9 protein-coding genes are annotated in these 7,189 nt (G+C 53.2%); 7 read left to right on the top strand and 2 right to left on the bottom strand.

The window, feature by feature from the left end; genetic code table 11:
- The 7 genes from AC2D8V_RS12520 to AC2D8V_RS12490 all read left to right on the top strand — a co-directional run.
- The coding region (locus tag AC2D8V_RS12520; RefSeq protein WP_484733861.1) for a hypothetical protein at positions 1-272 on the top strand (272 nt) is incomplete at its 5' end.
- Positions 262-564 carry a hypothetical protein gene (locus AC2D8V_RS12515; protein WP_484733860.1) on the top strand — a complete coding sequence of 101 codons (303 nt, stop codon included), beginning with the start codon at positions 262-264 and terminating at the stop codon, positions 562-564. The genes AC2D8V_RS12520 and AC2D8V_RS12515, both read left to right, overlap by 11 nt.
- 196 nt (positions 565-760) lie before the next feature.
- Complete coding sequence (locus tag AC2D8V_RS12510; RefSeq protein ID WP_484733859.1) at positions 761-1,351, top strand: hypothetical protein; 591 nt, start codon at positions 761-763, stop codon at positions 1,349-1,351.
- Between the two features lie 181 nt (positions 1,352-1,532).
- Positions 1,533-2,105 (top strand): hypothetical protein, encoded by a 573-nt coding sequence (locus tag AC2D8V_RS12505; protein WP_484733858.1) that lies wholly within the window; start codon positions 1,533-1,535, stop codon positions 2,103-2,105.
- Between the two features lie 104 nt (positions 2,106-2,209).
- Positions 2,210-2,638 carry a hypothetical protein gene (locus AC2D8V_RS12500; RefSeq protein WP_484733857.1) on the top strand — a complete coding sequence of 143 codons (429 nt, stop codon included), beginning with the start codon at positions 2,210-2,212 and terminating at the stop codon, positions 2,636-2,638.
- A 75-nt stretch (positions 2,639-2,713) separates the two neighbouring features.
- Positions 2,714-3,307 carry a DUF2585 family protein gene (locus AC2D8V_RS12495; protein ID WP_484733856.1) on the top strand — a complete coding sequence of 198 codons (594 nt, stop codon included), beginning with the start codon at positions 2,714-2,716 and terminating at the stop codon, positions 3,305-3,307.
- Positions 3,308-3,542: 235 nt separating this feature from the next.
- Positions 3,543-3,782 (top strand): hypothetical protein, encoded by a 240-nt coding sequence (locus AC2D8V_RS12490; protein WP_484733855.1) that lies wholly within the window; start codon positions 3,543-3,545, stop codon positions 3,780-3,782.
- Between the two features lie 17 nt (positions 3,783-3,799).
- Here AC2D8V_RS12490 and AC2D8V_RS12485 read toward each other — a convergent pair whose 3' ends face one another.
- Positions 3,800-4,414 carry a response regulator gene (locus AC2D8V_RS12485; RefSeq protein ID WP_484733854.1) on the bottom strand — a complete coding sequence of 205 codons (615 nt, stop codon included), beginning with the start codon at positions 4,412-4,414 and terminating at the stop codon, positions 3,800-3,802.
- A 10-nt stretch (positions 4,415-4,424) separates the two neighbouring features.
- On the bottom strand, positions 4,425-7,187 hold the full coding sequence (locus tag AC2D8V_RS12480; RefSeq protein WP_484733853.1) for a hybrid sensor histidine kinase/response regulator: 2,763 nt from the start codon (positions 7,185-7,187) through the stop codon (positions 4,425-4,427).
- Positions 7,188-7,189 lie beyond the last annotated feature (2 nt).

Here is a 7,189-nt window from a genome sequence, read left to right as displayed (position 1 = left end):
GTATGCTAGCTGTCCAGATGGCAACAACCCATATCGCGCTAATGCGGCAGGGCGGGCGCATGGCCAATGCCGACCAACTCCCTCAATTCGAGGCGCATGAGCGAGCGTACAACAAACTGGCGCGCACCTACACGGCGCAAGTGGAGGCCCTGCGCAAGCACAGGAACGGCGGCAAGCAGACCGTCACCGTACAGCACGTAAATGTGGAAGACGGAGGTCAGGCTATTGTAGGCAATGTTCAGACCGGGGGGAGGGGCACATATGAAAAGTGACGCCAACCCCATGCACAAGGCGCACGCGGCCCCTCGATGCACTGCAACCTCGAAGCGCGACGGCCAGCCATGCAGGGCTCCGGCTGTCAAAGGCTGGAATGTATGCCGGATGCACGGCGCTGGTGACGGACAAGGCGCTGGCAAAGCGAACCCCGCTTATAAACACGGCGTACGCACGCGCGAGTATGTCGAGATGCGCAAGGCGATCAATGAGCTGGTGCGCACAGAACGCGAACTTGCCGCCCTTATTGATGATAGGACGGGCGAAGATCACTTTAATCTGCCCAATTAACTACTCTCTGGGCCAATAATCCCGCGAAATACCAAAAACCGGACGTTCAGGCAAAGCGCAGCTAATGACTGGAACGAGCCCAATGCAGTCGATCGTCAGATCACGTGCTGGTGAGCTAATTGATGTAAATCAAAGGCACATTCAGTGAGTGGAATATAATATCTCCTCCAGATTTTGCTTTTAGGGAGGGGAAGCGATGGGAAAGTTGAAATGGGTTTCGAGGTACCTGGCTACACTTACAGCGCTGATCGGTTTGGTGTCATGCGCGGGCGTTCAAGACACCACTGCAAATGCTTCGCTGCAAAGCGCATCCAGCGAGGGCAGCGTTCTTTCATCTATTTCACCGCGCGCCTTAAATGTTCAACCATTCACAATGGTACGAGGCGTCGGAGTACTGCCTGGCAGAATTGGTGAACGGACAACGGTCGGAGACGTCACCATGGGCTATGTGACGTTGAATCCTGCTCCGGAAACATTGTTCACCGAAGCTATCAAGTCCGAGTTGTCGGCAGCAGGTCATAGCGTGGCGGGAGGTCCGACAACAGTGACTGGCGTCGTGGAAAAGTTTGCGCTTAGCACGCCCGCAACTGCAACCTATTGGGACGTGACAATAGACGCCGCGCTTAAGGTGTCTGTAGGCAGCACCACACGCTCCTATTCGGACATTTGTGTTTCTCGCACGTATGTTTGGCCTTCTGACAAAATGATTGCCGACTTGTCCAGCAAATGCGTCAGCGGGATAGCAAGAAAATTTGCCGGAGACAGGAGCATCGCCAATGCTCTGTAACCAGAAGCCGTCGAACTCGGCCGCCTACGGTTCAGTGGCACTTTTGCTCTGTTTAGTTCTAACACTTTCAGCCTGTGCTGCCTCTCAGGTTGGTGTCCAAGCGGGTGCGAAATCAAGATATCAATCGGTCGCCGTGATCCCGCGGGTAAATGACAACCTGCTATCTGTATATCGCCCAAACATGGCAGAGCTTGAAGTTTCACAGTCTCGATTGGGATGGGACGCCGCAGCCGGAACAGGACAGATTTCCAATGAAATCCTTGGGCGCACCGGAGCCTCGGTTGTTGTCACGCGCGATAAAAATAGCGCCGCGGCCAGAGATGCCGACGCTTTGATCGTTTTGCAACAAACACCTCTTGATCAGTACGGACAACAGTACACACCCGGACAGGATGTGTTGCTCAGTTCGGTCAGTATTGCGGCTGCGGCTGCCGCGGGAGGTATGGCCTATATTATAATCGATGACCCACGACGTTACAGTTCTCGCTCAATACTTGAAGTAAACGGTAGCGAGGGAAACGGGCCCAACCACTGCGCCATTGGCATAACCCCTGTATTGTTGAACGCAAAAACGGGTGAATTGATCAAGCAAGGAAGGTCGTTAATGGGTGTTGAAAAATTACCATTCCAGCTTGCGGGAGGTACTTGGGGTCGATTAACCCCAGCCGAAAAGTCGAATGTGCGTGCGTACTGTCAGTCAGCTCTGAGGCGAGTCGTCTCGCAATCGTTCGTGGAACTCGAAATCGTCCAGTAACTTTGGACCAAGAGTGGCTATGACCAATAACAAAATAAGGAAAGCAACATGATAAGTACACTCAGAATTGCATTCGGCGCTGTTGCACTGGCTGCTGTGGTAGCATGGATGTAAGCTATCCGAGCAGATCGACGCGAATACTGGACAAAATGTGTGTGGCGGAACTGGCTTCTAAAAATGCCAGTTTTCAGATCGTGATGATGTCGTCGCGAACATCGGACGCACTGCGTTTCAACCGAGGTTACCCTTGGATTATGATCTCCTCTCCTAATTGGAGCTTCAAAAAACGCGAACGCCTTTTGTCCTTGATTGGCCAGTTCAATTTGACAATCCCCGCTGATTTTTCTGGTAGCAGGATGCAAACGGCGATCGGAGATCCGTCCGGTTGCTACGCGTTCCATGCCTTCATGGATATGGCCGGTAGCACAATTGATGTGCAAACCCACGAGGGCAATGTATTGGCGAAATTCCCGGCGAATGGTCTCCCGGCGGTGGGGAAGCGATTATTGAGATGCGCCGGTGTCAAACGTTAACCAAAATTGGAATTTACAGATCCCGGACCTGCAGGTTTGGAGAACGGCGGTTAATGAAGGCCGTCCCGTAGCGCAATGACAATTTATAGTGCGAATTTTAACACGTGGGTTTACGCCTTCGCTGCATTAGGAGCCGCGCTCATCGGCATAACACTCTTTCAATGGGGGCAACCGTTAATCTGTACGTGCGGATATGTTCAGTTCTGGGTCGGCTCAGTATTTTCCAGTGGCAATTCTCAGCATATCGCTGATTGGTATACCTTGTCTCATATTGTGCACGGGATGCTGATCGTGTTGCTTGGCAGACTTTTCTTTCCCACTTGGAGCGTTCAATCTTTGTTGGTGATTGCCGTTGTCACTGGAGTAGCCTGGGAGATCATTGAACACACAGATTGGGTATTGAACAAGTTTCGAGCAGCGACTCTGTATCAAGGCTATTTTGGTGACAGTGTCTTGAACGCGGTATTTGATTATCTGTGGATGCTTGCTGGTTTCTTTCTGGCACATGCAATCTCAACGACTCTGATTGCAGTTGTCATTCTTTGTCTGGAACTTACTGCGGCAATAGTCGCTAGGGATTGCCTTACGCTCACAACGCTGATGGTTGTTTACCCATTGGATTCAATAGAGGAATGGCAACAGGAACTAAACCCCATTACAATTCCGTAGTAAGCTCAGGTCGTGCCCAATTGCAGTCTTTTGAATGTCGGGTTCGCCCGCGTTGTGGACCTTAATGCAGAGCGCGACTAACGACCGGTGTGAGCCCAAAGGCGACGTATTTATCACAGCAAACTGAGACTGGTTCGGATTAGTCGGACACCACCGTATCGACGGTCGCGGCAGTTTCGACACCATTATAGGAGGGAGTGGCGATGATACGCTGACGGGCGGCGGCTCTGGCGACTTGTTTGCCTTCGCTGACGGATTTGGGGCCGACAAAGTCACTGATTTCGATGCGACAGATACCCTTGAAAAGCTGGACATCAGCAAAGTCAACGCTGTCACCTTTACGGACTATGCGGGCTTTGCATCAGATCACTTGAGCACACAGGGCAATGATGTTTTGTTCGCAGCGGGCGGCGATTCAGTCCTTCTCAAAAATGTTTTGATGACAGACCTCGACAGTACCGACTTTTTATTCTGACCAACCTTCAGGCGATGTCAAAAGATGCCGGCTTCCTTTGCAATCATCGCTGCATGCGTTCGGTTTTTTGCCTCAATCTTGCGGCATAGAGTTTTCACATGCAGCTTGATCGTCACTTCCTGCAGGTCAAGCTCACGGGCGATTTCCTTGTTGGAAAACCCTTGGCAAAGGCCGCCTAGTACCTGCAATTCACGTTCAGAAAGCTGCTTGGCAAGCGGGATATCAGCCTCTTCTTCGACCGCGTTCAGGAAATCCAGTGGAATGTATTTTTCGCCCATGGCCATGAACTTTACGGCGTTAACCATGGATTTGGCTGCCATTGTTTTTGGCAGGAATCCGATTGCGCCAGCGTCTATGGCCTCTTGTGCGATCGTCTTGGAAGCGGTGCCTGACATCAGCGCGACCGGTCTGCCGAAAGAAACGTCGATGGCCTTTTTCATGCCATCGAGACCATTCATCCCTGGCATTGTATAGTCGAGCAGCACCAAATCGTAGGCAACGTCATTGCCAATCTTTTCGCAAGCAGCGTCCAGAGATCCGCAGGTTTCGACGTCAAACCCGCTTTCCGCGCGTAAAAACGACGCGAGCGTTTCCAGAACCAGGTCGTGATCGTCGGCAAGCAATACGCGCATTCGGCACCCTCTACTTTTGTCGATGATAATATTCAAAAAGTAGTGAAGATAAATGGTTAAGATCGGTAGGCTTGGCTAAAACCGTGTCCACGGTTCCATTGTTGATGCGCGGATCCGACAGGCGTCGGGCCAGTGCGGTGACCAGAATGACCGGTATGTCCGCTCTGGCGTGCTTTACCCTTTCGGCAACGTCACCGCCGGTCAGATGCGGCATGTCATAGTCAGTAATTACGGCAGACCATGCGAAGGGGTCTTCTTCTATGGCCTCGACTGCATCGCGCGGATCAATGCACACTGCAACCTCAGCGCCGCGAGCTTCGAGAAACTTGGCCGCAACGGTTGCCACTTCGGCATCATCGTCGACCACGATGACCGTTTGCCCGGTTAGATCGTGTTTCTCACCTTCAGCATCAGTTTCATCGCTCGCGTCGTAGTTTGCCAGCGGCCAAAAGACTGAAACAGTCGTGCCGCTGCCTTTCTTGGACACTATGCCGACCGCGCCACCTACGCCTTGTACCTGCATAGATACCATCGCCAGCCCCAACCCCGTGCCGTGACGCCCCTTTGTTGAGAAATACGGCTCGAAAACCGTTTGCAACTGGCTATCGTCGATACCGGATCCGGTGTCCCGAACGTCTATTTGCAAATAGGATTGCGATGAGAGTAATTCGCCAACACGCACCTGTATCTTATCGCGACGGTCTATGGGTTTCGTCGCGATGGTGATCTCGCCTCTTTCAGCGCCAATGGCGTCGCGCGCGTTCAGTACCAAATTGACAACCACCTGGCTGAGCGCTCCTGGGTCCCCCTTAAGCGCGATATCATCACCTTGCCGGTCCACATGGAGGGCGATGTTGTTTGGCAAACTGGGTTTCACCAGATCGGGAATGTCCGCAAAGGCAGAGCCGAAATCAAACGCGCCTCGACCCTCGTTATTGGCGCCGATGTCAAGCAGTCGGTTGACCAGCCGGGCTGCCTGAGTGCCAGCAGATGAAATGCGGTCCACATGCGCCTTCAAATTATCTGAAAGGTTTTCTTCGAGACCGATCAGAGTGGCTGAGCCGTTTATAGCAGACAGCAAGTTGTTAAAATCATGCGCAATCCCGGCTGTAAGTTGGCCTGTAGCTTCCTGCCGCTGCAGTTGTTGCAGACCGGCTTTGAGGTCCGCTTCGCGCGTTTCGATCGCCAGCCTTTCGGTGATATCTCGAAACACGATAACCGAGCCGCCACTTTCCAGAACCGTTCCTGTTACCTCATGGGTGCGCGGCTGCTCCTGCACGGAATGCGTCAGGGTCTCTGAAAACGCAACGCGGCCTTTAAGTTTTTCGCCGTCTTCATAGCGTTTGTACCAAAGCTTCCCCAGCGCAACGGTAAGGGTCGCAAAGCCCAGCAATTTGGCGGCGGCAGTGTTCAGATATGTCAGCCTGCCATGGTCGTCGGTGGTTGCAATGCCGTCTTGTGCCGCTTCGATCGCGGCGAGCCTTTGTGACAGCAAACGCTGCGCTGATTTCATAGGGCTGACATCGGTTGCGGAAAGAACAATGCCGCCATCTGACAAATCAGACGCGCGGATCAGCACGGTGCGTCCGTCTGGCAGGTCGATTTCCCGACCGTTCGGAAGCTTAGCCAACCCTGTCAGATCAGGTTGGGCGACCATAGTTGTGATACGCCCGGGCATGTCTTCGGAGGCTTGCAAATAAGCGCTCCAGTTTTGCTCGAAAGTCGTTCCAATTACCCAGTCGACGCCCGGCGCAGGAAAGACATCGCGGGTTGAATCGTTTGAGAATGCGACGACCTGACCCGCCTCAAGCAATAAGAAAGCGTCTTCAGTCGCGGTCAGGGCTTTGGCCATCTGGGCCCGGGTGCGGTCACGTTCCTGCGCGGCTTCAATTCGTTGGCTGACATCATTCTGGGTCGCAACCAAGCTCTTGATTTCTCCGTTGTCTCCTTCAACGGGGAACAGTGTCAGCTCGTTCCAGAAAAAAGTACCGTCCTTGCGTTTGTTGCGCAAAAGGAACTGGCCTGCCCCATTTTTCTGCACCGTCTTGCGCAGTCGGGTTCGTTCATCGGAGTTTTCGGCTTCCGCCGAAAGAAAGCGGCAATTTGTTCCCAGAACTTCTGCTGCTGTATACCCGGAAATCTTTTCAAAGGCTTCGTTTACATAGATCAACGGCCGTTCCGCCTGTGTGGCGTCTGCAATTGCGAAGCCGGATGACGAGCCATGGATTGCTGCGGCAAGCAACTTGTTCTCATCCGCGATCTTGCTTCCTTGCAAAGCGCGCAAAGCAAGTCCGGCCAGACGCTCCACCAGATCAATACTTCCCTTCTCAAATCTCTGTCGTGCTCCTTTCAGCACCAAGAGCGCGTAGTTGGTGCCGTCAGATGCCAGCGGAACAGACTGTAAAGCGCCAAAGCGGCTCATATCGAAAGCGCCTGACCACGGTCCGAGGAGCGAAAGATCAAGGACGTCTCGACGCCTGAGTGACAAGTCGAATGGCGGTTGCAGATATGTGCCTGTCAGTGCGCGGTCATCGCTCGCGAAGACTTCGAAGGCACCACTTTCATGGATTTCTCCGAGAAGCGACACATCTGCGCCGATAGTGTTGCGCAACGACACAAAGATACTGCTGAGCGCCTCACCCGGGGTGTTGGCGCTGGAATAGGCTTCCAGACACTCAAGCAGGTTGCGGGTGTCCCGCAGGGATTTCGCTTCTCTTTCGCGCAGGTGCTGCAGTTCAAGCAGCGCCTCGCGCAACCGCTCGTCTTCGGCCATTT

It is taken from the genome of Roseobacter sp. YIN89 (genome assembly GCF_057219365.1).
The sequence above is the reverse complement of the archived record's forward strand: the minus strand, read 5'-3'. Positions and strand labels throughout refer to the sequence as shown.